This is a genomic window from Streptomyces sp. NPDC050842 (assembly GCF_044456565.1).
GTDB lineage: Bacteria > Actinomycetota > Actinomycetes > Streptomycetales > Streptomycetaceae > Streptomyces.
Window position 1 is genome coordinate 330,533 of sequence record NZ_JBITGA010000001.1, and the last position, 25,282, is coordinate 355,814.

The window sequence follows — 25,282 nt, forward strand, 5'->3', positions numbered from 1 at the left end:
AGCGCGGCCGGCCATCTGGGTTCCTGCGTGTGTTTCGGCACCAAAGAGCGTTGGGACGAGGGTTGCTCTAGCGGTGGGGCCTGCGTCCAGCTGCTGGCCCCACCATCCTCTCCTGGTCTATACCGGGAGAGGAAGCGCCAGGTGGCAGTGGATGAGCGTTCTGCGGGGTGCGGCCCGGGCATGTGGGGCTGCGTGGCAGCGGCGGGGTTCGCGGGGTTCCCACTGGAGCAGGAGGACCGCCGAGAGCATGGGCACGCAGGTCAGGAGTATGAAGGTCATGACGTGGCCGCTGCCGTCATTGAGCCGGCCTGGGCCGTCTGCTGCACCGTGGGGGTGGCGTTCAGAAGGTGCCGAACGGCCCGGGAGCGGTTCGCGAGCTTGAGTCGGCGTCCTCGACGGTGCCACTGGTCGAGGACGGCGAGGAAGCCGGAGTCGCAGAAGGTGACCCTGGCTGTGTCCAGTACGAGGCCGGTGTAGCCGTCGTCGGCCGCGGAGGCCAGCAGTGCCCGCAGCGGGGTTGCGCTGTAGTGGTCGATCTCTCCGGTGAGGTGGATGACCAGGGTGGTGCCGAGGCTGGTGCAGGATGCGATGACTATGGCGCAGGGCGCGGTGTCCGCGCCCGAGTCGTGCACGGCCGAAGGGGCAGTGGCGGCGGGAGGAGCGGTCAGTATCGGGGCGGTGCTTGAGGTACTCACATCCCCATCAACGCCTCCCGCCCGGGCTCGGGAAACGAGCCACGCGACCCATTCACCCCATGTGATCAGCGCCTATCCCCGGTTGGAGGGAAAGACTTCACCCGGACGTGGACGACCACGCCGAAGATCTCGGCCAGGGCCCGGGTGGCCACGACGGCTGCGATGACCGGGCCCGTCGCCGGCGGATACCGGGCTGTCGCGACGAGGACTTGTCCGGCCGATCACGGCCAGGGCTGCCGCTGTCGCGGTGCCGAGGAAGACGTAGCCACGTTTGCCGTAGCGAGTGGCCACCACCCGGGACTGCTTCAGACAGTTGATCGCCCGTTCAACGGTGTTGCGCTTGCTGTATGCCCTTGTCCGCTGTGAGACCGTCCCGCTTCATGCGCGGCCTTGCTTCACCGGCCAAGGACAGCGAGATGTCCTGGGCCTGTCTCAGTGGAGTTTGACGCGTCTCACCGGAGTTCGACTGGCGCTGGACTCTAGTCCGCGGTACAGCCCCAGTAGGCGATCTCGGCTGGTTTGCCATCCCGGTACAACACTGTGCACCGGCCGTATCCACGGCCGATCGGGTCGAGCAGTCGACGTATCTCGGCGTCCCATTGGTCGTACGTGGGTCGGCCGTCGGGAGCCCAGCTGCGGATCTCGTCCTCGGTCAAGGGGCGCATCATCGCGAACTCGTCACCTGCATCGGCGTCGATCAGCGCGTAGAAGTCGAGCACCGTGCAGGTACCTCCGGTCAGGATGTACTCCCGCCACCCCTCGTCCTCCCACAGCTCGACGATGTCCCGCCCCGGAAAGCCGTGATCATCCTTCGCCAACTCCTGGTTCTGAGCCTGCCGGAACGCCGCCGCCAGATCCTCCTGGTACGGCCCAGTCGCCGTCCACTCGTTGCCACCCACTGCAGAACCTCCCTGGTCGCCGACCCTCGGCTGCGCCGCAGGCTAACCGCCACCACTGACAGGACCAACCGCTCGACGCCCGTGCCCGATCAAGGTCGACCGCTCAAGCCTTGGTGAGAATCGTCAAACTCCACTGAGACGGGACAGTCCCGCACCGTCGGCGCCGGCAGGTGGGGCCGTGATGTTCGGCCGTTGTGGTGACTGTCCTGTGCCATCGAGCCTTGAGCTCGTTGCCATCGACTATCGGGCTCGGACGGAGTTCGGCGCATTCCGCCGCATCTGGCTTCTCGACTTCTCGAACTCGGCCATGCCGAGCAGGTGGAGTTCCGGGCCGGTCATGGGGAGTGGTTCCGCGCACGGGAGCGGGCGCGGCTGCTTGGCGAACAGGGTGCCCGACAGGCAGAGTCGCTGAAGATACTCGCCCCGTACCTCGCTACCCTTTACTTTCAGGACACAGAATGCAGTGCCCTCAGCCGAGGAGTACGACGAGCAGTACAAAAGCACGGTGTCCCAAAGGGAATGATGCGCACCATGAAATACACCGTCTCCATCGAGATCGCCCTGCCACGGGAGAAGGTGGTCCAGCTGCTCGCCGACCCGGCGCACCTGCCGAATTGGCTGCGGGGCCTGGTGCTGCACGAGCCGCTGAGTGGGGAGCACGGGCAGCTCGGTACCAAGTCGCGGATCGTGATGCAGATGGGCCAGCGGAAGATCGAGTGCACCGAGACCATCACACGCCGGGAACCGGCAGACCTGCGCGAGATCCCGAAAACGAGCGTCGTTCACTTCGACCGCGAGATCGTCGGCGAGGGCATGTGGAGCGCAGTGCGCGACCGGCTGACCGAAGCCGGCCCGGGAAGGACGCTCTGGGAGAGCGAGAACGAATACCGGTTCAGCGGCTTTCTCATGAAGCTGGTGGGACTTCTGATGCCCGGCGCCTTCCGTAAGCAGTCGCAACAGCACATGCAGGACTTCAAGGCGTTCGCCGAGCAGGGAAAGGACGTCCGCGAGGCGAAGGACTGATCTGCCGCACCTGGTCAGGCGTCTGACGGCGTGACGTGTTGATCTTCCCTTCTTTCGTAGATGACCCGGAGGCGCCGTCCTCCGAGACCGGCCGGCGCCGGCGCGGGGAGGGTACGTCAGTACCAGAGCTGGTGGGTGTTGAAGCTGGACGCGTTCAAGTGCTGGAGGAGTTGGGACTGCTCTTCCACCCGCCCGCTGACCCTCGGGCCGCGAAGTGGGCGATGGCCTACTGGATCGCCGGTCAGATAGCCGACGGATCCCTGGATCCCGTCGCCGGCACCACCTCATTTGGGCAGACACCGCCTATGACCTCGGCTACCCCGAAGAGCTGGAACCCCTTGTCCGCTGCGCGCACAACCCGGACGGCTGGGAGGGGAGCTGGGGAGTCCCTTTCGAGGAACTCAACAGGGAAGTGGTTGAGGGAGCGAAGCAGTTCCTCAGCAAGCGGTTGGCAGCAGAGGCGGGAGACTGACCGCCGTTCATTCTCGCCACCGGGATTGGTCCACCCGCTACCTTCCCCCCTCACTCCGCGTGGCCGAACCACAGAAGCGACGCTGTTGGTGATCTTCTTCGCCGGCCACGCCGCCGCCCCCTGGCTCGCCCCCCTCGGCCCCCACCCGGCCCTCGCCCGGCTGATCCTGCGCCGCTACGACCAGGCACTGGCACGGGCGTCCCGGCCGGTACTTGCCGCCACCGGCTGACGCCCGCCCCGCCCCCTGGCTATCGTCAGGGCAGTCAGGACAGGGAGGTGGCACGTGCGCGGTGCCGTCAAGGGCGCGTCGCTCGCCGGAATCGCGGCGGCCGTGGCCGTACTGGCCTCGCTCGCGGCCAACGCCGCCACGTCCGAGGACCGTTGGCCCGGCGCGCTCGACCGCATCCGGCAGCAGCCGTGGTGGTGGGTCGCCGGACTCGCCGTCGCCGGGATCCTCGTGGCCGTCGTCCTGGCCTGGCGGCAGGAGCGGCCCGCCGCGGTCGCCGGCGATCCGCCCACCCCGTCCGCGCAGACCGTTCCGGACTGGGTGATCGACCGCACCGAACGGGCCCGCACCGTCAAGGCGGTGTGCCGTACCCGGCGCGGCAGTCGTACCGTCGCCATCACGACCGCCCTCGAAGGCGCCGGCGGCTTCGGCAAGACGGTCCTCGCCCGGGCGGTGGCCGCGAGTCCGCGCGTACGGCGGCACTTCCGCGGCCGGATCTACGTCGTCACGATCGGCCGTGACGTCCGCAGCCGGGCGGCGATCGCCGCCAAGGTGGCCGAGGCCACCCGCTTCGTCACCGGCGACACGACGGCCTTCGACGACCCGGGCCTGGCGGGCGACCACCTCGGCCGGCTCCTCGACCGCCGCCCCCGCACCCTGCTCCTCCTCGACGACGTCTGGGACGCCGAACAACTCGACCCCTTCCTGCGCGGCGGCGCCCGCTGCGTCCGCCTCGTCACCACCCGTGTCCCCGGCGCCCTGCCGCGCGGCACCGAACGCGTCCGCGTCGACCAGATGTCCCCCGCCCAGGCCCGCGCGGTCCTCACCTGGGACCTGCCCGCTCTCCCCGAACCCCTCGTCCGCGACCTCCTGGAGGCGACCGGACGCTGGGCCCTGCTCCTGCGCCTCACCAATCGGCTGATCAGCCGCCGCGTCGCCACCGGCACCGATCCGGAGCACGCTGCGGCGCAGACCCTGCGAGGGCTCGTCGCGCACGGTCCCGCCGTGGTCGACTCGGACCCGGTCACGCTCGACCTGGACGATCCGGCCCGCCGCGCCCAGGCCGTCCGGGCCACGGTGGAGGCTGCCCGGACCCTGCTGCCGCCCGGTAGTGACCGGCGCCTCGCGGAGCTGTCCGTCTTCGCGGAGGACGAGTCGATCCCCGTCCCGCTGATCGCCCGCCTGTGGACGGCGACGGACGGTCTGACGGAGGACGAAAGCCGTACGCTCTGCGCCGCGTTCGACCGGCTCTCCCTGGTTTCGCTCACCCCTGACCACGGCGGCCGCGTCGCGATCCACGACGTGCTCCGCGACTATCTGCACAAGGAGTTGGGCGAACCGGCCGCGACCGCGCTGCACGGCATGCTCGCCGACGCCTTCGGTCCCCGTCCTTGGGAGTCGTCCGAGGGATACGTCCTCGACCACGCGATCGAGCACCTGCTCGCCGCGGGGCGGACGGATGACGCGGAGCGCGTCGCGAGCGACCTGCGCTGGATCGAGACCCGACTTCACCAACGCGGCCCCATGGCGGCCTGGGCCGACCTGTTCGACGTCCCCACACGGCACGCGGCCCGGCTGGCCGACGACCTCACCCGAGCCGCCCACCTCCTCACCCCGACCGACCCGCCCGAGCTCCTGACGAACGTCCTGCACAGCCGCCTGGAGTCGCTGCCGCTGTGGCGCGACCGGATCGCAGGCCGGCAGGCCGCCTCCGAGATCGCGGCCCGGCCGCTGCTGCGCAACCGCAGTACCCCGCCCGACCTGCCCGAGCCGGCGCTTCTCCGCACCTTCCTCGGCCATACCGGACCCGTGTGGTCCGTCGGGGTCCGGTCCGACGGCACGTCGCTCATCACCGTCGGAGCCGACGGGATGGCCCGAGGGCTCGACCCGGAGAGCGGCGGCGAGTTCACCGTGGACGTCCGGGGCCCCGGACGCTTCAGGGTCCTCACGGTCGCCCCGTACGGCACCGAGCTGGTGACGGGCGGGCCGGGCCGTAACTTCCACACCTGGACCTCCGACCGGGCCACCCCGCCGACGCGAACCGTCGGGCCGGTCGGGGGCCGCGGGGCGTCGGTGCGGGCCCTGGCGGCCTCCGGGAGCCGGATCGCGACCGTCGCCACGGACGGCACTCTGGAGATATGGGCTTGGAGCGGGAACCACCTCGCGCAGAACGTCCAGCAGGGTGACGAGCACACCTGCGTGGCGTTCTCCGCCAACGGTGTGTGGCTGGCCGTCGGCGGCCGCCGACGAGTCCGGCTGATGTCCTCGGACCTCGCCCAGGTGCAGGACCGCGGTCCCACCGCCGGGGCTCCGGTGAACGCCATCGCCATCGCGCGGGACGGCAGCTGGATCGTCTCCGCCGAGGCGAACGGCGTGCTGCAGATCTGGGACGAGACGCCGCCCCACCACGCGTCGCAGATCTCCGCGCACAGAGGCCCCGCCACCGCGGTGGCGGTCTCGCCGGACGGCACGTGGCTGGCCAGCAGCGGCGAGGACGGCACCGTCGCGGTCTGGGACCGGCGGACACGGGAGTGCCGCGCCCGCTACACCGCCCATACCGGCCCGGTCCACGCCGTCGCGGTCACACCGGACGGCGGCCGGGTGATCAGCACCGGAGAGGACGGAACGGTACGGGTCTGGGACAGCCGGGGGCCGGAGCGGATCCGCTCCGGCGACGGCGAGGGAATGCGGACGGTCACCGTCGTCGGCAACGCCGAGTGGCTGGCCGTCGCCCATCGCGACGGCAGCACCCGGCTCTGCGACTCGTACGGTGACAGCTGGAGCAGCCCCCTGTCGTCACGTCACGGGGAGTACCGAGGGCCGGTCGCCTTCGCGCCGCACGGCAGCTGGTACGCGGCGGGCCACCTGCACGGTGTCGAGATCAAGACCACGGACCAGTCGGTGACCGTGGACCCCGCCGTCCTCCAGCTGGGCCCCTCCACCACCGCGCAGGCCCTCGCCGTCGCCCCCGACGGCAGGTGGCTCGCCGTCGCGGACTCCGCAGGAGCGCTCCAACTGTGGAACCGTCTCCGGGAGGTCCGGACCGACACGGTGCCGGGTCCGTGGGGTGCGGACGGCCGGGCGCACACCGTCGCCGTCGCGCCTGACGGGACCTGGCTGGCCGTGCTGCGCCACCGGCCGCGGTCCGGCCGGACCGGTGCCGAGTCCCTGGTGCAGGTGGTCCGCCTCGCGGGGGGCCGCGCCGTCGCTGGCCGCCAGGTCCAGATCCACCGCGGCGAGAAACTCACCGGGCTCGCCGTCACACCCGATGGCAGCCGCCTCCTCACCACGTCCCTGAGCGGAGACGTGAGCCAGTGGGACCCGCTCACCGGCGTTCTCCTGACGACCGTCGCCGACCCCGACGGCCCCGTCAACGGCCTCGCCGTCTCCCGCGACGGCAAGTGGATCGCCACCGCCGGCTCCCTGCTCCGCGTCTGGGACGCCGCCACCGGCCGGACCGTCGCCGGCGTCCGCGCCGAGACACCGCTGCTTTCCTGCGCCTGGCTGCCCGACGGCCGCGGGCTCGTCGCCGTCGGCGAACGCGGCCTGCACTCCCACGAGTTCCGGCCCTGAGGCGGCACCCCCAGGGGCGCCGAGCCGCGTCCTCACCCCACGTGTCCGTCCTGCCCGATACCGTCGGCGCATGGAAGGCATCACGGAACCCAAGGACACCCCCGGCACCGACCACGACACCGCCACCTCGACCCCCACTTCCACTGCCGGCTACGACGCGACCGCCACCGAGTGCTGAACCGCGTGGGCCCGCCCACCGCCGGCAGCCGTGTCGCCTGTACCAGTTCCCCGAACGGAACCGGCCCGTCGGCGGCGGCCGCGAGGAGGGTCGGCTGGCAGCCCAGCTGGTCCGACAACGGCCGCCGTTGAGCCGACAGCGCGTCCAGACCCGAGAGCACCTGTGGACGCCATCCCGTGATCACCGAATAGCGCCAGCCGCAGGCCGCCGCCGCCTCACCGGTCGCCGCGAACTTCACCGCGCACCACTCACGTCCGCTCCTTCGCCCAGATGCTCACCGAGCGCCAAGGGAAGGCTGCCGCAGTGGCTCGATGCCGTCCGGCGCGACGACCTCCCCAGCCTCCACACCCTCGCCGCGGGCATCGAACGGGACCGAGATACCGTCATCGCCGGGCTCACCCTGCCCTGGAACTCCGGCGTTGTCGAAGGACGTCAACCGGATCAAGATGCTCGAACGCCAGATGTTCGGCCGGGCCGGCTTCACTCTCCTGCGGAAGAGGGGTCTTCTGGCCAGCTGACGACAGCCGCCCATGGGGTGACGGGGACGAGAGAAGATGCACCATGGATCCCCGCGTACCCCGCCTGCGTCTACGGCCTCATGCCGCTGGAGCGGTGTTCCCTGATGGTCATGAATCCGCGTGAGGAACCGGGGACACCCCGCGGCTTCGACGGCACAGAACCTGGCAAAATCTGACTCTCCGCTGCTGGCGATCGAGCGGGCCACCCGCCCGGCGGGCGCGGTCGGGGCGCGCGGTTCCGCTGCCCCCTAGGAGCGCGGCCCCTTGTCCTCCCCGGCCCGATGGGTTGCTCAGCAGCGCGAACAAGCGGGCCCCCGAGGGCAGCCGGACTCCGTCCGTCCCGGGACTCCTGGTGCAGGGGCGCGCGACGGGCGGTTCGACGGGCGTCAGGCCCCGGTGGCCGCGCGCCGGATCGCGTCGAGCGTGCGCACCACATCGTCGTCGGTGGTCGACCAGTTGCTCACCGAGATCCGCATGACGCGTCTGCCGTGCCAGGTGGAGCCGCTGATCCACGCCGTGCCGTCGTCGAGCAGCCGGGCGAGGACCCGGTCGGTGCGTCCGTCGCCGCCGAACTCGGCGCAGACCTGCGTGAACGCGATCTCGTTGAGAACGGTCGCGCCGTCGATCTCGGCGATGCCGGCGGCGAACGCGGAGGCGTGGCGACACAGCCGGTCGACGAGGTCGGAGACGCCTGATCGGCCGAGGGACCTGAGGGCGGCCCACACGGTGAACGCTCTGCCACGCCGCGAGAGTTCGGGCACCTTGTCGATGGGGTCGCCTTGCTCGTGCTGGATGAGGTAGTCGCCACGCTGGCCCATCGCTGCCCGGACCGCGGACGCGTCGCGCACGATCGCGAGTCCGCAGTCGTAGGGGACGTTCAACGTCTTGTGGGCGTCCGTCGCCCAGGAGTCCGCGTCCGCGCAGCCCGCCGTCAGATGGGCGCAGCGCGGCGAGGCGGCTGCCCACAGTCCGAACGCGCCGTCGACATGGACCCAGGCGTCTGCCTCGCGCGCCGCACGGATGCTCGCGGCGAAGGGATCGAAGGCGCCGGAATGGATGTCGCCGGCCTGGAGGATCACGATCGTGGGCCTCTGTCCGCCGGCCGTCAGCGCCTCCCGCAGGGCCTCGGGCTCGATGCGTCCTTGATCGTCCGCCGCCACCAGGTCGGGCCGACCGAGCCCGAGGTAGCGCAAGGCCAGGTCGATGGCCATGTGCCGGGACTCGCCGGCGACGACACGCACGGGCGGGCCACCCGTGAGGCCGTCGCGGGCGACGTTCCAGCCGGTGCGCCGCAGCACCGTGTCCCGCCCGGCTGCGAGGCACGTGAAGTTCGCCATCGTCGCACCCGTGGTGAAGCCTACGGAGCTGTCCCTCGGCAGGCCGAGCAGATCGAGCAACCAGGCACCGGCGATCTCCTCCGCCGCCGCGTACGCGGGCGAGACGGTGCGCATCACACAATTCTGGTCCCAGGCGCTGACCAGCCAGTCAGCAGCCAGCGCGGCCGGCTCGGTGCCGCCCACCACGAACCCGTAGAAGCGGCCGCTGGGGAAGGCGGTGAGCCCCGGCTCGCAGGCCGTGGCCAGCAGGTCGACGACGTCGGCGGGCGTGCTGGGGCCGGCAGGCAGTTCGGCACCGAGCGCGCTCACGATCTCGTCGACCGAAGCGCGGGCGGGAATCCGGCGGTCGGGCAGGCTCGCCAGCCACCGGACAGCATGGTCGTACGCCTGTCGGAGCGCCGCCTCACGCGCGTCCATACCTCGGACTATGCGACCGTCGGCGCCGCCCCGCAAGCCGACCGCGGTCGGACGGCAGGAGCGGCGCGGAACCGACTCTCAAGGTCCGGGCCGGCGCACGCCCTCGGAATCCGCTGCCTCCTTACATCGCGGCGAAGGTGGCGGAGCGCGTCAGGCTCTACGGCACGTTCCGGGTAGAGGGCGGACTGAATCGCCTGGAAGGGGACATCCGAGGATCACGCACCAGGCTTATGCGCACGTGATGCCTGATGGCCTGCCGGGCGCGGACCGGCCGGCCGTGCCACGGAGATGATCTACGGCCATGAGAGTATCGCGAGCGGAAATTGGCCGATCGCATTCGGCCCCCTATTTGCCGCGCATATCCAGTGCATCCGCTCGCGCATACGGCCGCGCATGAATCCGCCGGGAAATGAACTGCACCAAGTTGCCAGCACCCTGGCAGGATTCGGCCACATGGCATCGAAGTCGCAGCTCAACGGCGTCATCGGGGACTCCAGTGGCATCACCGGAAGCGTTTTTCAGTGACCCGTCAGGCAACCGATGGGTTGTGGACTGGCTATCGACGCGCATAGCTTTCCCTCGTCGCTCAGCCGGGCGACGAGCCATGGGCCGAGGGTTTTCCGCAGAATGGCCTATTGGATATATGCGGCCGGATTGGATGTGAATTCACATGAACAACTTCGACGGTGACATCTCGCTCATCGAGGAGATCGCGGAGCAGGACTTCGACGGCGTCGCCTACGGCGCGTGTTCGACCAACACGTTCTCGCTGTCCGACTTCCTCGGCAACCAGGGCGGCTGGTGCACGCTGACCAAGGAGTGCCAGCCCAACTGCAACTGAGCCCGAAGGCTGGGCACGGACCGGGGGCGGGGAGCGGCTCATGCTCCCCGCCCCCGGCGCAACGTGGCAATCTATCATCTTCCGCGCAGGGAGCCGGAGCATTGATCTCGCCCGCGAATCTTTACCCAGAACTCGACAGCGTCGAAATCCGCGAAACCATCGAGCCCCTCGGCGTTTTCGCGCCCGCCGTCCACGTCAAGCTCTCGGCTCCGTCCGACGCCGCTCCAGAGGCCCCCTCGCCGGCCGCGCTCGCCTGGTCGCTGGAGCCGGAGGAGTATCCGTTCCAGCGCGTGATCCGGCAGCTGGCACTGCCGGCTGCCGGCAGGCTCCTCCCTGAGGACCTCACGGAGGCCGTCGCCGACCTGGACGCCTTTACGCTCCAGGTACTCGGCCGGGCCGAGGCCCGGCTCCGCGACGTGGCGACCCGTACATTGGTCGCCGCGGTCAACAAGGCCTCCACCGACGGGCTGCTGCGGGGGGCGACCCCGCACGAGCGCTACCAGGACTTCGTCACCCGGGCGTGGAGAGACGCCCTGGAGCCGTTCCCGGTGCTCCGCTCCGCGGCCGGCCACGTGGTGCGCAACGCCCGCGAGGCCGCGCGCGAACTGGTCCGGCGCCTCCACGCCGACCGGGACGAGGTGTTCCGGTTCTCCCGCATCGCCCCCGGCGACCCGCTGTCGTCCATCGGCGGGGCCGACGGCGACTCGCACGCCCACGGCAGGGCGGTGAGCATCCTGACGTTCGCCTCGGGAGCCCGCCTGGTCTACAAGCCCCGAGACGTCTCGTGCGAGGCGGCCTTCGAGACCGTCGTCGAGCGCGTCAACGCGGAGGCCGACTGCGCACTGCCCGCCGCCCGCACCCTGGTGCGCGACGGGTACGGGTACGTCGAGTACGTCGAACAGGAGGACATCGGCGGATTCAGCGTGCCGTTCATGCGGGCCTGCGGCCAGTTGGCCGCCGTGTTCTACCTGCTGGACGCGCGGGACATGCACTTCGAGAACATCCTGCCCACCCGCCTGGGCCCGGTGGCCATCGACCTCGAGACGCTGCTGCACCCCTCCCGGGTGCACACCGGCCCCACCCCGGAGGCCGAGGGCAACGCGTACGACGAGATCGGCCGCAGCGTCTACGGCATCGGGATCCTCCCGTTGGTCCTGGCCGGCAAGAACGAGGACTCCGGCTACGTCGACCTCGGCTTCCTCGGCGGCGACAACCAGGGCGTCTCCCCCTTCAAGACCATGGTCTTCGAGCACCCCTTCACCGACCGGATCCGGGTGCACCTCCAGGCCCGCCCGTCCGAGCAGCGCTCCACCGTGGTCCGGGAGAGCACCGAACAGGAGATCCACGGGCTCGCCGGACTGATGGCCGACGGGTTCCGGCAGGTCTGCGAGGCGGTGATGCGCCGGCCCTCCTGGTGGACCACCCTGCTTGAGGGGCTCGCTCCGGCCATGCGCCTCCGCTACATCCACAACCCGACGTCGCAGTACGCGCAGATCCTGCGGATGGCGGCCTCCGCCGCCGCGATGGCCGACCCGGCGCTCGCCCAGGCCCTGCTCCACAGGATCGCCATCCCCTCCCGGTTCTCCGACCGCAGGCTGGTCGGCTCGGAACTGCGGCAGATGGCCGAACGCGACGTCCCCTACTTCACCGTGCCCGCCACCGGCACCACCGTCCACGACTGCGACGGCGAGGACACCGGCGTCCGGCTCGACCACACCCCGCTCTCCCGTGCGCTGGCCAAGGCCGCGGCGCTCGACGAGCAGGCGGTGAGGCGGCAGCTACGGCTGCTCCACTCGGCCTTCTGCTCCCGCTTCCCCGACAACCACCTCTCCGGCGGGACCGCCTGGAACGGCCGGGCCTCCACCGGAGAGCGCACCGGCCTGGAGCGGCTCGCCCGGTCGCTGGCCGACTCCCTGACCGCGGGCAGCCTCCCCGACCAGTACGGTCATCTCCCCGCCACCTGGATCGGCCCGCTGGCGTCCGCGCAGGCCGCCCGGCCGTGGCCCTCCGGCGTGCTGGGGTACGACCTGTACACCGGACGCACCGGCCCCGCGCTTGCCCTGGCCGCGGCCGCGGCCCACTTCGGCGACGAACGCTACGAGCGGGTGGCACGCCAGGTCTTCGAGCGCAGCGCCGGCATCCTCACCGACGGCGTCTACGAGCTGCGCAGCATCCGGCAGAGCGGAGCCGGCGCCTACACCGGAACCACCGGCCTGCTGTTCGCCCTGTGCGAGGCCGGGCGAATCCTGCGGGAGCCGGGCTGGGTCAAGGCGGCACAGGACGCCGTGCCACTGGTCGTGGAGCAGCTCGGCCCCGAGAACACCCCGGAGGTGATCTCCGGGATCTCCGGCATCGCCACGATGATCGCCTCGATCGGCGGCGACCACAGCCTCGACGCCCTGGACGGGCTCACCGGCCGGCTGCTGGGCCATGTGGAGGATCCGTCGGGCTCCTGGTGGGAGCAGTCGGGCTTCGCGCACGGCGTCGCGGGAGTCCTGCACGCCCTCGCCACGCTGCCCGACCACCCCGACCACCCCGACCACCCCGACCACCCCGGACACCGCGTCGACGCCGCCATCGGCGTCCTGACGGACCGCCTGGAGTCCTTCTACGTGCCCCAGGAGCGGAACTGGTCCACCAACTCCGCCTTCCCGGGCCGGTTCTCGACCGGCTGGTGCCACGGCGCCGCCGGCATCGCCATGGCGCTGTCCGCCGTGACCGCCCGGACAGCGGACGAACGGGCCGCCGAGCGCCTGGAGGCGGCCCTCGACAACACCTTCCGGCAGGGCTTCGGACGCAACCTCACCTGGTGCCACGGCGACCTCGGCAACATCGACGTGGTCCGCCGGATCGCCGGCGACGACCAGGAGCTGTCGGAGCGGGCCGCCGCCGTCGAGGCGCGCCGGCTGGGACCTGACGTGGTCGCGGAGAAGCTCGCCGACACCGGCTCCCGCTACGCGCACACCGACAGCGCCATGGTGGGCTCCTCGGGTGTGCTGCTGCACCTGCTCGGCCGCCTCGACGACGCGCGGCCCCGGGTGTCGCCGATCTGGCACGGAGCTCTCTGATGGGCCTCCGGGTTCCCTCCGTCACCCAGGTCACCCAGACGGAGTGCGGGCTGTGCTGCTGCGTCGCGGTGATGGCGTACCACGGGCGCACCGAGGACTTCCGGACCGTGCGGGAGGACCTGGAGGCCGGCCGGGACGGTCTCGGTGCCAAGCAGCTCGCGGACTTCCTTCGTTCGAGGGGCATGGAGGTCAAGGCGTTCAGGGCCCGGAGCGTGGAGGCCCTGCGGGGCTTCACCGAGCCGGTGATCCTCTTCTGGGAGGACTACCACTTCCTGGTCCTGGAGCGCTTCGACGGCACGACGGCCTGGGTGATGGACCCGGCCGTGGGCCGCAAGCGCCTCACCCGCGACGAGCTGGAGGCCGGCTTCTCCCACGTGGTGATCGCGGCCTCCCCCGGCCCGGGCTTCACCCGGCAGTCCCTCCCCGCTTTCCGGCACTGGCGGTCGCTGCCGCTGGTCCCGGCCCGGGCAGGCCGCCGGATCGCCCTGGTCGCCGTCCTGTCGCTGGGCTCCTACGCGGCGGTGCTGGGCATACCGGCGCTGACCAAATGGGCCGTCGACCGGGACGACGCCTGGAGCGACCTGTCCCAGACGGGGGTGATCGCGGGGGCGGTGGCGGCGGCCGCGATCGGCTACCTGCTGCTGTGGATGCTGCGCACCGCCGCGCTGGCGGGGCTGATCGCCGTGACGGGCCATCATCTGATGAGCCATGTCTTCAGGAGACTGCTCTCCCTGCCCTTCAAGTTCTTCGCCACCCGGCAGCCCGGCGAGCTGCTGTTCCGCCTGAACACCGTCAACAGCGTCCGGGACCTGCTCTCCTCGCGGATCGCCCAGGGCGTCCTGGACGTGGGGACCCTGGCCTGCATCGGCGTCTACCTGTTCGTCACCGAGTGGCGCATCGGCTTGCTGGCGCTCGCGCTGTTCCTGCTGAACGGCGGCTTCCTGTGGCTGAGCCGGCACCGGGTGAAAGAAGTGACGGACACCGAGCTCGCGCTGCTCTCCCGCTCCCAGTCCACGCAGCTCGACGCCATCGTGTCCGTCCCCACCATCAAGATGGGCGGCTACGCCGGCCGGTTCGCCGACGAATGGGAGGCGACCTACAGCGCCTCGCTGGACGCGATGCGCACCCGGATGCGGATCCAGCAGGGCTGGATCTCCGGAATCGCCGCCACCACGCAGATGTTCGGCCCGCTGGCGCTGCTGCTCGCCGGCCTGCACTTCGTGTCGCGGGGGACGGTGACCATCGGCTCGGCCATCGCCGTGCAGGCCGTCGCGGGCACCTTCTTCGCCCTGAGCACGTCCGTCTTCCAGATGCTGACGGAGATCACCGAGACCTCCCGCTACGTGAGCAGGCTGAGCGACATCACGGCGCACGAGAGCGAGCCGGAGGGCGGGCCCCTCACGGAACTCCACGACACCTCGATACGGCTGAGGGAGGTGTCGTTCCGCTACACCCGGCACAGCAGGCCGGTGCTGGAGGACCTGTCGCTGGAGATCCCGGCCGGCGCGAAGGTGGCGTTCGTCGGCGCGTCGGGTTCGGGCAAGTCCACCGTCGGGCGCGTCGTCTGCGGGCTCCACCAGCCGACCGGAGGGGCGGTGGAGTTCTGCGGCCACCCCATGAGCGCCTACCGGACCGACTTCCTGCGCGGGCAGATCGGGTACGTCCCGCAGGAGGTGCACCTGCACAACCGGACCATCCTCGAGAACCTGACCCTGGGCCAGGACATCGACGAGGCCACGGTCCGGGAGTACTGCGCGGCCGTGGGAATCCTCGACTTCGTCGAGGAACTGCCGATGGGGCTGCGGACCCTGGTGTCCGAGATGGGCTCCAACTTCTCCGGCGGGCAGCGGCAGCGGCTGGCCATCGTGCGGACACTGCTGCAGCGGCCGCGGGTCATCGTCCTGGACGAGGCGACCGCCTCGCTGGACACCGCCAACGAGCGGCGGGTCTCCCGGATCATCGCGGAGACCGGCGCCACGCAGATCGTCATCGCGCACCGGCTGGCGACGATCCAGGACGCGGACCTGATCCACGTCCTGGACCGCGGCCGGATCGTGGAGCGGGGGACGCACGAGGAGTTGCTGGCCCTGGGCGGGGTGTACGCGGGGCTGTACGCGGAGCCGATGGCGGGGGCCGTATGAGGGCCGGTGGGCATGGCCGTCCGGTCGCGACTGTTCATGGACGAGAGGTGCTGTGATGATCGAGGTCGAGAACCTCACCAAACGGTACGGCGCGAAGGTCGCCGTCGACGGTCTGTCGTTCTCCGTGACCCCGGGGAAGGTCACCGGATTCCTCGGCCCCAACGGCGCCGGCAAGTCCACCACCCTGCGCATGATCCTCGGTCTGGACGAGCCCACCGCGGGCCGGGCCACCGTCTTCGGCGTCCCCTACCGGACCCTGGCGCGCCCGCTGACCCGGGTGGGAGCGCTGCTCGACACCAGGGCCGTGCACCCGGGCCGCAGCGCCCGGAACCACCTGCGGGTGCTGGCCGCCTCCCACGGCCTGCCCGCCACCCGGGCCGACGAGGTCCTGGACCGGGTCGGCCTGCTCGCGGTGGCCCGGCAGAGGGTGCGCGGATTCTCCCTCGGCATGGGGCAGCGGCTCGGCGTCGCGGCGGCGCTGCTCGGCGACCCCGAGGTGTTGCTGTTCGACGAGCCGGTCAACGGGCTCGACCCCGAGGGTGTCCGGTGGATCCGGGAGCTGATGCGGGGGCTGGCCGCGGAGGGGCGGACGGTGCTGGTCTCCTCCCACCTGATGAACGAGATGGCGGTGACCGCCGACCATCTGGTGGTCGTCGCCCGGGGCCGGCTGCTCGCGGACACCCCCGTGGACGCGTTCATCGCCGCGCACTCGGACAGGACCGTGTTGGCCCGGGTGGCCGATCCGGAGGGGATGCGGCGGGCACTGCGGGAGCAGGGCATCGAATCCGTACGGCAGGACGACGCGACGCTGGCGGTGAGCGGGGCGTCCGTGGAGAAGGTCGGACTTGTCGCGAGCGCGGAGAACATCGCCGTTCTCGAGCTGACCGCTTCCGCCGGTTCGCTGGAGGAGGCGTTTATGAAGCTGACCCAGGAACACGCTGAATACCGGGCTTCGATGGGAGGGCTCTGATGAAGCACGCCGTGGCCGCGGAATGGGTCAAATTGACGACGCTGCGGTCCCCGAAATGGTCCCCGGCGGTTTATCTCGTCCTGATGATCGGACTGGCCTTCGTCTACGGGATGGTTCCCGGAGAAAGGCAGCTGACGGCGCCGGGGTTCGACCCGGTCGGGCTCGGCCTGTCGGCCGTACCGCTCGGGATGATCGTTCTGGTGATCATGGGGATTCTCGCGGTGACGGGCGAGTACGCGTCGGGGTCGATCAGGAGCAGTCTGCTGGCCGTCCCCGACCGGGCCCGGTTCTACTACGCCAAGGTGGGTCTTGTCAGCCTGGTCAGCGGGGTGCTGGCGGTGGTGGGCGTGGTGCCGGCCTTCCTGATCGTGCAGAGCGGCATCGGAGAGCACCGGGCGCCGACGGGACTCACCACGGCGGGGCATGTGGCGGGGGCCGTGCTCTACACCGTGCTGCTGGTGGCGTTCTCCATGGGGGTGGCGACGCTGCTGCGGTCGGGGGCGGCGGCGCTGTCCATTCTGCTTCCGCTGTTCTTCATGCTCTCCACGATCCTGAGCAACATACCGGGGGTCGGGGAGGTGGCACGGTTCCTGCCGGATGTGGCGGGAGGCATGGTGCTGCGCGGCTCGGGGGGCGACGAGGTGCTGGGAGCGTGGTCCGGTCTTGGCGTGCTCACCGTGTGGACGGTGGGGGCGGTGGCCCTCGGACATTGGAAGACGGTGCGGCGGGACGTCTGAGTCGACGTACCTCACACCCCGTGAATGGGCCCCCATGCGAATGCGTGGGGGCCCGGAGCATTTTCCGGTGCATTTCAGCGTGTGCGTACAAAGGCGCCAGGTCTATGCGTTCGACGAATTGGGGGCGGACAGACTGGGAGGCGTCCTCCGAAGGCGGAGGGTACGCGTTCCGTATTTCGCCATACGAGTTCCGGGCGCGTGTCGGGAGAAACCGAAAAGGAGAAGACCATGGAGAAGATGCAGGCCGACGTCCTCGGCGGCTACGACGAGTTCGAGCTCGTCGAGATGGGCGAGGCGGACGTGTACGGCGGTACGACCTGGAGCTGCGCCATCGTCACCGCCGTGGCGACCCTGGTGTCCGCCTCCGCCTGCCCGACCACCAAGTGCACCAGCCAGTGCTGAAGCCCTTGACGGCTCTGACACGCGCGGCCCGCTGAACCGGACCGCCGCGTCGGTCACGACGGACGGGGTGGGGGTGGGCCGGACCGAGGTCCGACCCGCGCCGGGCTTCCCGGCCTCCCGCCCCGTCCGACGCCCCGTCAACGCAAGCCCCTCTCCTTGCCCGACGTCCCACAACCCGGAGGTGCGGTAGCCATGGGCGCTCGCCCGGAATCACGTCGGACCGCGCGACGCGTGCCGGCCGTCACCCAGGTCGCCCAGACCGAGTGCGGTCTGTGCTGCTGCGTGTCCCTGCTCCGCTACTACGGGCGGGACGAAGGCCTCTCCGAGGTCCGCGAGGACATGGACGCGGGACGGGACGGCCTGAGCGCCCGGCAGCTCGCGCGGTTCCTGGAGTCCCGCGGCATGCGGAGCCGGCTGCTGAGCGCCCGGAGCGTCGCAGCGCTCACCCGGTTCGACTCGCCCGTGATCCTTTTCTGGGACGATCACCACTTCGTGGTCCTGGAGAGCTTCGACGGCGATCAGGCCGTCGTCATGGACCCCGCCGTCGGCCGCCGCCGGATGACCTCCGACGAACTCGCCCAGCACTTCAGCGGCGTGGTCCTCACCGCCGAGCCCGGGCCCGCGTTCCGCCGGCTCCGCCGCCGGCCCTTCGCCGACTGGCGGACGATGCCCCTGCTGCCCGAGGGCGCGGGGCGCCGGATGGCCGGTGTCGGCGCGCTGTCGCTGGCCGCCTACGCCTCGGTGCTTGGGATCCCGCTGCTCACCGAATGGTCCGTGGACCGGTTCTCCGGCTGGACGGAGCTCGGCGACCATCTGTGGGTCATCGGCATGGTGGTCGGCGCCGCCGTCGGCTACTACCTGCTGCATCTCCTGAGGATCCTGCTGCTGTCCTCGCTGGTGTCGGTGGTCGGGCGGCACCTGATGGATCACGCCTTCACCCGGCTGCTGTTGCTGCCGTACCGGTTCTTCACCACCCGTCAGCCCGGCGAGCTGCTCTTCCGGCTCGGCAGCGTCAACGCCGTCCGCGACATGCTCTCCTCCCGGGTCGCCCAGGGCGTGCTGGACGTCGGCACCATGGTCTGCGTCAGCGGCTACCTGCTGCACGTGGAATGGCGGCTCGGGCTGATGGCGCTCGCCCTGGTGCTCGCCAACGCCGGCTATCTGGCCGCCACCCGACTGCGGGTGCTCGAGGCGGTCGACATGGAGATCACCCACCTGGGCAGGAGCCAGTCGCTGCAGCTGGACGCCATCGTCTCCATCCCGACCATCAAGATGGGGGGCTACGCCGACCAGTACCTGGACACCTGGCGCGAGACCTACGCCGCCTCCCTCGACGCGATGAAAGCGCGGATGCGGCTGCAGCAGGGCCAGGTGACCGGTGTGGCGGCCACCATCCAGATGTTCGGGCCGCTGCTGCTGCTGCTCGCCAGCCTCTACTTCGTCGGCCGGGGAACCATCAGCATCGGCGGGGCGATCGCGGTGCAGACCGTCGCCGCCACCTACTTCGCGATCTCCACCTCGGTGTTCCAGGCGTACGCGGAGTTCACCGAGACCAGCCGCTACATGTCCCGCCTGAGCGACATCACCCGCACCGAGCCCGAGGGGCCCGGCGGCGACCGCAAGGAGCTGGCGTCCGCCTCCGTCCAACTGGACCAGGTGTCCTTCCGCTACACCCGGCACAGCGAACCGGTGGTCCGCGACGTCACCATGGACATCCCGGCCGGCGCCCGGGTCGCCCTGGTGGGCGCCTCCGGGTCGGGCAAGAGCACCCTGGCCCGCATCGTCTGCGGCCTGCACGAACCCACCTCCGGCGCGGTCCGCTTCGGCGGCCGGGACGCCGGCGAGTACGACCGGGACTCCCTGCGCCGAGTGATCGGCTACATCCCGCAGGAGGTCCACCTGCACAACCGGTCGATCCTGGAGAACCTCACCCTGGGCCAGGACATCCCCGAGGAGACCGTCCGGGAGTTCTGCCGCGAGGCCGGCATCCTGGACTTCCTCGACGACCTGCCGATGGGTCTGCAGACCCTGGTCGCCGAGATGGGCTCCAACTTCTCCGGGGGGCAGCGGCAGCGGCTGGCGATCGTGCGCACCCTCCTGCAACGGCCGTCCATCCTCGTCATGGACGAGGCCACTGCCTCCCTGGACACGGTCAACGAACGCCGGGTGACCCGGCTGATCGAGGGAATCGGCGCCACCCAGATCGTCATCGCGCACCGCCTGTCGACGATCGAGTCCGCCGACCTCATCTACGTGTTCGACCAGGGACGGATCGTCGAGCAAGGAACACATTCAGAACTCATGGACGGAGGCAGCGTGTACCGGGACCTGTACGCGGCGACAGCCGATGGGGCCGGCCTGACGGCCGAACTGCTGGTGGAAGGTGCCGGGGCATGAGCGAGAGCATGGTGGCCATCGAGGCCTTCCTCCCCTTCTACTCCCATGTGGTCCCCCGGTCCGCGGTCGAGAAGGAGCTGCGCGAGCCGTTGCTGCGGGCCGCCGTCCCGGACCGCCGCGACAGCGTGCTGGACCAGGCCCACGAGGCCCTGCTGAAAACGGTGGAGACGCAGTCCTACCGGATACTCATCGGCGAGTTCCACACCTTCCGCGAGCAGCTGGGCCTGCCGATGGAGTCCGGCGGCGACACCGCCCTGCGCCGCTTCACGGCCCGTCTGGAGGAGCCCGGCGCCCCGGACGCCCTCCTTGAGAAGTACCCGGTGCTGCGGCGGCGACTGACCACGATGCTGTCCCACTCCCTGGACGCCTACCGCGAGTTCCTCACCGCCTTCGCCGACGACCACCCGCTGCTTGCGGAGGCCGGACTGCTCGGCGAGCCGGGCGACGACGGCCGGCTGCTGTCCGCGATCTCGCCCAGCGGTTCCGACCTGCACAACGACAACCGTCAGGTACACATCCTCCACCTGGCCAACGGAACCCGGCTGGTGTTCAAGCCGCGGCCGCTCACCGCGGACGACTTCGTCCGCGACCTGTACCGGGCGGTCGCCCCGTACCTGGAGCACCCGCTGTCCCGCTGCGTCCCCCGGTCGTTCACCGTGGGCACGCACGGCTGGCAGGAGTTCACCGTGCCGGCCGCCATGGAGCAGGCGGACCAGCCCGGCCGCTACTTCTACCGGATCGGCGCGCTGGCGGTGCTGTTCGGCTCCATCGGTGCCACCGACCTGCACGACGAGAACCTGCTGGCCTGCGGCGAGCACCCGTGCGTCATCGACACCGAGACCATGCTCCGGCCGGACGCCGGGGTGGGCGACGAGTCGCTCCCCGACGCGCTGATGAACCACACCAAGCTGTCCGTCGCCTCCACGATGCTGGTGCCGATGGTGAACCCGACCTCGCCGGTCGACTTCATCATGGCGGGCGTCGGGGTGGCGGGCGACCAGCCGTCGTCCATGACCAGCGCCGTGATCCGCGACCCGGGAACGGACGCCATCGCGGTGTCACGGGAGCCTTTCAACTACCGGCAGGGCGACAACGTGCCCCGGCTGGGCGAGACGCACCTGATCGCCACCGAGTGGTTCGACGCCATCCTGGCCGGCTGCCGTGCGGCCCTGACGGCTCTGCGGGACGGTGCCGTCACCCGCGTCCTGGAGGCCCACCCCGGGGTGCCGGTGCGGCTGCTGCTGCGCTCCACCATGATCTACGGTCGCTTCATCGACGCTTCCACCCACCCGAAGTACCTGGTGGACCCCAAGGAGGCCGAGCGGCTGTTCGGACTCCTGAAGATGCACCAGGACTACCTTTCCCCGGAGGCGGAGCGCTTCGCGGCGGACGCGGAGCGCGCCTCGCTGCACGGCGGCAACGTGCCGTACTTCGTCACCCGGGGCGACTCCGACGCGCTCGGCACGGTCAACGGGTCGACACCCGGGGTGTATTCGGCGACCGCGCTGGACTTCGCCCGGCGCGGCGTCGCCCACAACGCGGCCCGCACCGATGCCTACCACCACTTCCTCCTTGAGGAGTGCTTCGGCGAGCTGTGCGGCGAGGACACGCCCGGCGGGCTCTCGGCCTCCGGGGTCTTCGGCGGGCAGCTGCTGGCCGGTGCCCGCCCCGGTGACTGGTGGCGGGCGATCGCCGGCCGGATCGCCGAGGTGCGGGTGCCGGTCACCGCTCCCGACGGGCGGGAGGAGTGCGGATGGGTCGGCGGCATCGGCCCGGACCGCGACGCCTCCACCATCACCCCGGGCAACTTCGTCTCCTTCCACGACTCGGCCGGCGTGGTCTCCTTCCTCAACCGCGCCGCCGCCCGCGACGAGAGCCTGGCCGGTCCGGCCGGCAGCGCCGACCGGGGGCTCACCACCCTGCTCGCCGAGTACGGCGAGGCGCTGCTGCAGCGCCCCGAGTCGGTGTTCACGGGGGCCGCCTCGCTTCTGCTGGTCCGCCCCGAGGACCCGGAGACCGCGTCCGCCCGGCTGGCCGGCCTGCTCCAGGCCCTCCAGGACCGCGCGGCGGAAGGCGTGCTTGAGACCGACCTCTCCAACGGCCCGGCCGGGCTGCTGATGGTCCTGCTCGACCGTCTCCGCCGCGACGGCTCCTCCTTCCCCGCCGACGCCACGACGGTCGAGCGGCTCACCGACCTGACCCTGTCCCACCTGGGCAGGGAGCGGGACACCCACTGGTCGGACCTGGCCCACGGCGAACTGGGACTGCGCTGGGCGGCGGCCCGGACCGGATCCGTTCTCGGCCTTGAGCGCACCGCCAAGGAGGCGGCGGACTGGCTGATCGGCCGCTGGGAGCGGGACGGCGTCCCGGCGGAGCACGGCTGGTGCAAGGGTGCTGCCGGCCTCCTGCTGGCCGGCTCGGAGATCCTCGCCGCGGCGGGCCGGGAGGACTGGCTGACCGAGTCCCGGCTGGCCGATCTGGTCGGCCGGGCGACCGCCCTGGCGCCCGGCCGCGCGGTGGACCTCTCCGTCTGCCACGGCAGCAGCGGCGTCGTCCAGTGCCTGATCGGCGCGGGCCGCACCCTGGGACGCGCGGACCTGTTCGAGCGGGCCGTCGCCCATCAGACCGAGGTCCTCGACCGGATCCGCGAGGACGGCTACTTCACCGGCGCGGCCGGCCGGACCTCACTGATCGGCTACATGCTCGGCTGGGCCGGCGTGGGAGACACCGACCTGATGGTCGATGCCCTGCTCAGCGGCGCGGACCCGGCCGGTCTGCGCCTCCCGCTGGAACTGTCCGCGCCTTCCCGGAGCTGACCGCCCGCCTGTCATCCGCTCCACCACTCGTCGAAAGGGCTGCCGGGATGCGGCACTCGATCCTCCTCCCCGTCAACGCCACCCGCCCCGAGCAGGTGATCCCCTTCGCCAATCTCGTCAAATGGGGTGGCGCGGCCCGGCTGTGGCAGGGCCAGGGTCTCGTTCTGGACAGCCATCAGATCGTGAGCTGGTTGGCCGGCTCCGGAATCAGGGTGCCCGCCGGGTTCGGGGTGTCGCTGATGCCCTACCGCTCGCCGTACAACGCGGCGATCGAGGCACGGTCCGCAGCGCTGGCCACCGGGCACGAGGTGGTGGCCGGCTACGGTCCGGGCTCGCTCGCCGCGCAGACCTGCGCCATGGGACGGCCCTACCCCAGTCAGCTCACCGCCTGCCGGGAGTACGTCACCATCGTCCGGGACCTGCTGGACGGCGGGATCAGCGACCGCGAGGGGGAGATCTTCTCCGCCAAGGCGCAGCTCATGCCGTTCCACAAGCCGGAGGTGTCGTTGGGCCTTGGCGTCCTGCGGGAGCGGATGGCCGGACTCGCGGGAGAACTCGCCGACGTGGCCATCACCTGGATGGCCTCGGCGGCGTACCTCGAGGAGTTCCTGATCCCGGCTCTGCGGAGCGCGAAGGAGCGGCGTCCGGAGCAGCCGGTCAAGGTCACCGCCTACGTTCCGGTGGCACTGGCCGGCCCCGACCGGGACATGGCGAAACTGCTGCGGGCGACCTGCGGGGGGCACATCCAGTTCCCCCACTACCAGGCCGTCCTGCGGCGGGCCGGCATCCGGATCACCGGCGACGGCGGGCCCGACGACGTCCGGGCCCTGGTGGACGGCGGGATCTTCCTCTACGGGACGGCCGAGGAGATCCACCAGCGGCTGGACGCCTACCGGGCGCTCGGCGTGGACGAGGTGGTCCTCAACGTCACCGGGGTCGGCGCGGTGCACGGACCCCGGGCCGCCGCGTCCGACCTCTACGAGATTCTCAAGGCCGCACCGTGACCGGGCCGGTCACGGTGCGCCTGAGACGTCAGGAGCGACGGAGCTCATCGGCGGATGGTCGCCCGGTCTCGAGCTTCCGGGCCCGCTCCAGGTCACGGGCCAGATGTGCCCGACGCCGCCCGTTCCTGCGGCGGCTGCGCCGGTCCTCGGGAGTGTCGTACATCAGCTGGGTATGAAAATAGTTGACGTGCTCCAGGACGGCGAAGAGCGTGAAGAGCAGGCCTGGGATGCTCCCGGTCCCGGGGGCATCGGTCACCGCGAGAACGGTGAGCGGCACGCCGAGCCCGAGCAGCACCAGGTTGACCACCCGAGCGGCGGCGAACACCGCCGCCCCGGGTAGCGGCGCGCCGCTACCGGTGGACAGGGCTCGAAGCTTGACCGTCCAGTACGCGGCGCCCTCCAGCAGGAGCAGCGTGACCAGTGCGAACCCGAAGAGGTTGGCGGCCGTCGCCGGCACGCCGACCACGCCGAACCAGACGGCCGTCTGCAACGGGACGTTGACCAGTTCCCCTATCGCGAGCGACCGAAGTCGCCGTCGGACCCGACCCCCGGCCGACCGGGTGCCCGCCGTCACTGGCGCGCCATCTCGGCCACCAGGCGGTGCGCCCGCTCTGTGTCCCAGGTGAGCGCGGCGGCCCGGATGGCCTCGACGCCGGGAGGGACGTCCAGGCCCAGCTCGTCGGCGAAGACGGTCCGACATCGCTCGATCACGCCCAGCGCGCCGGCCACGTCGCCCTGCGCGCAGTAGGTGGCGGCGAGTAACTGCCACAGCCGCTGCCGGTAAGGGGCCTCGGCCAGGACGGTCTCGATGCGGTACGACAGCATCTCGGTCCGATGGGTCAGCAGGCAGGCGGTGAAGAAGTCCTGGCAGGCCTCGAAGCGGGTGTTGCTGAGGCCCACAGTATGCGCGTGGAACCACCGGGTGGCCGGAAGCCGTAGGCCGAACGGGCCGCGCCAGAGGGCGAGGGCCTCGTCCAGGTGGCTGACCGCGGCCCGGTGGTCGCCCGCGGCGAGCAGTTCCTTGCCCTGCCGGGCGAGCTTCAGGAAGCAGGACAGATCGAGTTCGTCCGCGTCGACGCCGAGGGCGTACCCGGTCTCCGCGCCGCGGCTGGTGGTCAGCCGCTTGCTCAGTCCCGGCTGCGCGGAGTCCAGGCCGCGGCGGAGCCCGGTGAGGTGGCTCCTGATGTTGGCCACTGCCGAGCTCGGCGGGTCGTCCCACAACAGCTCGGTCAGCTCGCCCATGCCGACGAACTGTCCCCGGCGCAGGAGCAGCGCGGTGAGCAGCGCGCGGCGGGCTGCCGACTGCGTCTCGGCACCGCCCGCGATCCTCACAGGCCCCAGCAGTCGGAAAAGCATCTGGCTCTGCCACCTCTCGTGTGAAGTGCTGAGGCAGGTACCGGCCCCGGGCCGCAGGGGCCGCCGGCGGCGGCATCGTGTCCCCCCTCGCGTCGTGTGGTCAGCACCACACCTCCCTCACGACCGAATATGGCAGCGCCCAAGACGGTGAGGAACAAGGCCTGTTGGCCAGATACGGCCAACCCGGTGCAGGATCCGGCCTGATCGCTCCA

At 71.0% G+C, this 25,282-nt stretch carries 17 protein-coding genes; 12 read left to right on the top strand and 5 right to left on the bottom strand.

Annotation, left to right across the window (positions count from 1 at the left end; genetic code table 11):
* Positions 1-275: 275 nt before the first annotated feature.
* Together ACIBG6_RS01590 and ACIBG6_RS01595 are read right to left on the bottom strand one after the other, a co-directional pair.
* Positions 276-695 carry an STAS domain-containing protein gene (locus ACIBG6_RS01590; protein ID WP_399220452.1) on the bottom strand — a complete coding sequence of 140 codons (420 nt, stop codon included), beginning with the start codon at positions 693-695 and terminating at the stop codon, positions 276-278.
* 479 nt (positions 696-1,174) lie between these two features.
* Positions 1,175-1,594, bottom strand: coding sequence for a hypothetical protein (locus ACIBG6_RS01595; protein WP_399220453.1), 420 nt, complete (start codon positions 1,592-1,594; stop codon positions 1,175-1,177).
* Positions 1,595-2,125: 531 nt separating this feature from the next.
* Here ACIBG6_RS01595 and ACIBG6_RS01600 point away from each other — a divergent pair.
* From ACIBG6_RS01600 to ACIBG6_RS01610, 3 genes are all read left to right on the top strand, one after another.
* A complete protein-coding gene (locus ACIBG6_RS01600; protein ID WP_399220454.1) occupies positions 2,126-2,617 on the top strand; it encodes an SRPBCC family protein in 492 nt (163 codons plus the stop codon).
* 560 nt (positions 2,618-3,177) lie between these two features.
* Positions 3,178-3,318: a hypothetical protein gene (locus tag ACIBG6_RS01605; RefSeq protein ID WP_399220455.1), complete on the top strand. Its 141-nt coding sequence runs from the start codon at positions 3,178-3,180 to the stop codon at positions 3,316-3,318.
* Between the two features lie 54 nt (positions 3,319-3,372).
* Positions 3,373-6,888: an NB-ARC domain-containing protein gene (locus ACIBG6_RS01610; RefSeq protein WP_399220456.1), complete on the top strand. Its 3,516-nt coding sequence runs from the start codon at positions 3,373-3,375 to the stop codon at positions 6,886-6,888.
* 1,082 nt (positions 6,889-7,970) lie between these two features.
* On the opposite strand, the gene ACIBG6_RS01615 is transcribed toward ACIBG6_RS01610, so the two are convergent.
* The gene (locus ACIBG6_RS01615; RefSeq protein WP_399220457.1) at positions 7,971-9,338 is read right to left on the bottom strand and encodes a pyridoxal phosphate-dependent decarboxylase family protein; all 1,368 of its coding nucleotides are present in this window, start codon (positions 9,336-9,338) and stop codon (positions 7,971-7,973) included.
* A gap of 670 nt (positions 9,339-10,008) precedes the next feature.
* On the opposite strand from ACIBG6_RS01615, the gene ACIBG6_RS01620 reads away from it, so the two are divergent.
* The 9 genes from ACIBG6_RS01620 (at position 10,009) to ACIBG6_RS01660 (ending at position 23,714) form a co-directional block, all read left to right on the top strand.
* The gene (locus ACIBG6_RS01620; protein WP_017237622.1) at positions 10,009-10,179 is read left to right on the top strand and encodes a plantaricin C family lantibiotic; all 171 of its coding nucleotides are present in this window, start codon (positions 10,009-10,011) and stop codon (positions 10,177-10,179) included.
* A 101-nt stretch (positions 10,180-10,280) separates the two neighbouring features.
* Complete coding sequence (locus ACIBG6_RS01625) at positions 10,281-13,247, top strand: type 2 lanthipeptide synthetase LanM family protein (RefSeq protein ID WP_399220458.1); 2,967 nt, start codon at positions 10,281-10,283, stop codon at positions 13,245-13,247.
* Entirely contained in the window at positions 13,247-15,388 is a 2,142-nt protein-coding gene (locus tag ACIBG6_RS01630; RefSeq protein ID WP_399220459.1) for a peptidase domain-containing ABC transporter, read from the top strand. The genes ACIBG6_RS01625 and ACIBG6_RS01630 overlap by 1 nt, the downstream gene beginning before the upstream one ends.
* Before the next feature lie 55 nt (positions 15,389-15,443).
* A complete protein-coding gene (locus tag ACIBG6_RS01635) occupies positions 15,444-16,358 on the top strand; it encodes an ABC transporter ATP-binding protein (protein ID WP_399220460.1) in 915 nt (304 codons plus the stop codon).
* Complete coding sequence (locus tag ACIBG6_RS01640) at positions 16,358-17,095, top strand: ABC transporter permease subunit (protein ID WP_399220461.1); 738 nt, start codon at positions 16,358-16,360, stop codon at positions 17,093-17,095. The genes ACIBG6_RS01635 and ACIBG6_RS01640 overlap by 1 nt, the downstream gene beginning before the upstream one ends.
* 228 nt (positions 17,096-17,323) lie before the next feature.
* The gene (locus tag ACIBG6_RS01645) at positions 17,324-17,497 is read left to right on the top strand and encodes a class II lanthipeptide, LchA2/BrtA2 family (protein WP_167346869.1); all 174 of its coding nucleotides are present in this window, start codon (positions 17,324-17,326) and stop codon (positions 17,495-17,497) included.
* A gap of 231 nt (positions 17,498-17,728) precedes the next feature.
* On the top strand, positions 17,729-19,894 hold the full coding sequence (locus ACIBG6_RS01650; RefSeq protein WP_399220462.1) for a peptidase domain-containing ABC transporter: 2,166 nt from the start codon (positions 17,729-17,731) through the stop codon (positions 19,892-19,894).
* Positions 19,891-22,710, top strand: a complete 2,820-nt coding sequence (lanM, locus tag ACIBG6_RS01655; protein WP_399220463.1) for a type 2 lanthipeptide synthetase LanM — start codon at positions 19,891-19,893, stop codon at positions 22,708-22,710. The genes ACIBG6_RS01650 and lanM overlap by 4 nt, the downstream gene beginning before the upstream one ends.
* Before the next feature lie 47 nt (positions 22,711-22,757).
* Positions 22,758-23,714 carry an LLM class flavin-dependent oxidoreductase gene (locus tag ACIBG6_RS01660; RefSeq protein WP_399220464.1) on the top strand — a complete coding sequence of 319 codons (957 nt, stop codon included), beginning with the start codon at positions 22,758-22,760 and terminating at the stop codon, positions 23,712-23,714.
* 28 nt (positions 23,715-23,742) lie between these two features.
* On the opposite strand, the gene ACIBG6_RS01665 is transcribed toward ACIBG6_RS01660, so the two are convergent.
* Positions 23,743-24,204, bottom strand: a complete 462-nt coding sequence (locus ACIBG6_RS01665) for a hypothetical protein (protein WP_399220465.1) — start codon at positions 24,202-24,204, stop codon at positions 23,743-23,745.
* 80 nt (positions 24,205-24,284) lie between these two features.
* Positions 24,285-25,070 carry a BTAD domain-containing putative transcriptional regulator gene (locus ACIBG6_RS01670; RefSeq protein WP_399220466.1) on the bottom strand — a complete coding sequence of 262 codons (786 nt, stop codon included), beginning with the start codon at positions 25,068-25,070 and terminating at the stop codon, positions 24,285-24,287.
* Between the last annotated feature and the right edge of the window lie 212 nt (positions 25,071-25,282).

Bases quoted from the DNA above. Each gene is read 5' to 3' on its own strand.
- lanM (WP_399220463.1), top strand. From the start codon at position 19,891: ATGAGCGAGAGCATGGTGGCCATCGAGGCCTTCCTCCCCTTCTACTCC.
- ACIBG6_RS01615 (WP_399220457.1), bottom strand. From the start codon at position 9,338: ATGGACGCGCGTGAGGCGGCGCTCCGACAGGCGTACGACCATGCTGTC.
- ACIBG6_RS01670 (WP_399220466.1), bottom strand. From the start codon at position 25,070: ATGCTTTTCCGACTGCTGGGGCCTGTGAGGATCGCGGGCGGTGCCGAG.
- ACIBG6_RS01635 (WP_399220460.1), top strand. From the start codon at position 15,444: ATGATCGAGGTCGAGAACCTCACCAAACGGTACGGCGCGAAGGTCGCC.
- ACIBG6_RS01620 (WP_017237622.1), top strand. From the start codon at position 10,009: ATGAACAACTTCGACGGTGACATCTCGCTCATCGAGGAGATCGCGGAG.
- ACIBG6_RS01630 (WP_399220459.1), top strand. From the start codon at position 13,247: ATGGGCCTCCGGGTTCCCTCCGTCACCCAGGTCACCCAGACGGAGTGC.
- ACIBG6_RS01645 (WP_167346869.1), top strand. From the start codon at position 17,324: ATGGAGAAGATGCAGGCCGACGTCCTCGGCGGCTACGACGAGTTCGAG.
- ACIBG6_RS01640 (WP_399220461.1), top strand. From the start codon at position 16,358: ATGAAGCACGCCGTGGCCGCGGAATGGGTCAAATTGACGACGCTGCGG.
- ACIBG6_RS01660 (WP_399220464.1), top strand. From the start codon at position 22,758: ATGCGGCACTCGATCCTCCTCCCCGTCAACGCCACCCGCCCCGAGCAG.
- ACIBG6_RS01600 (WP_399220454.1), top strand. From the start codon at position 2,126: ATGAAATACACCGTCTCCATCGAGATCGCCCTGCCACGGGAGAAGGTG.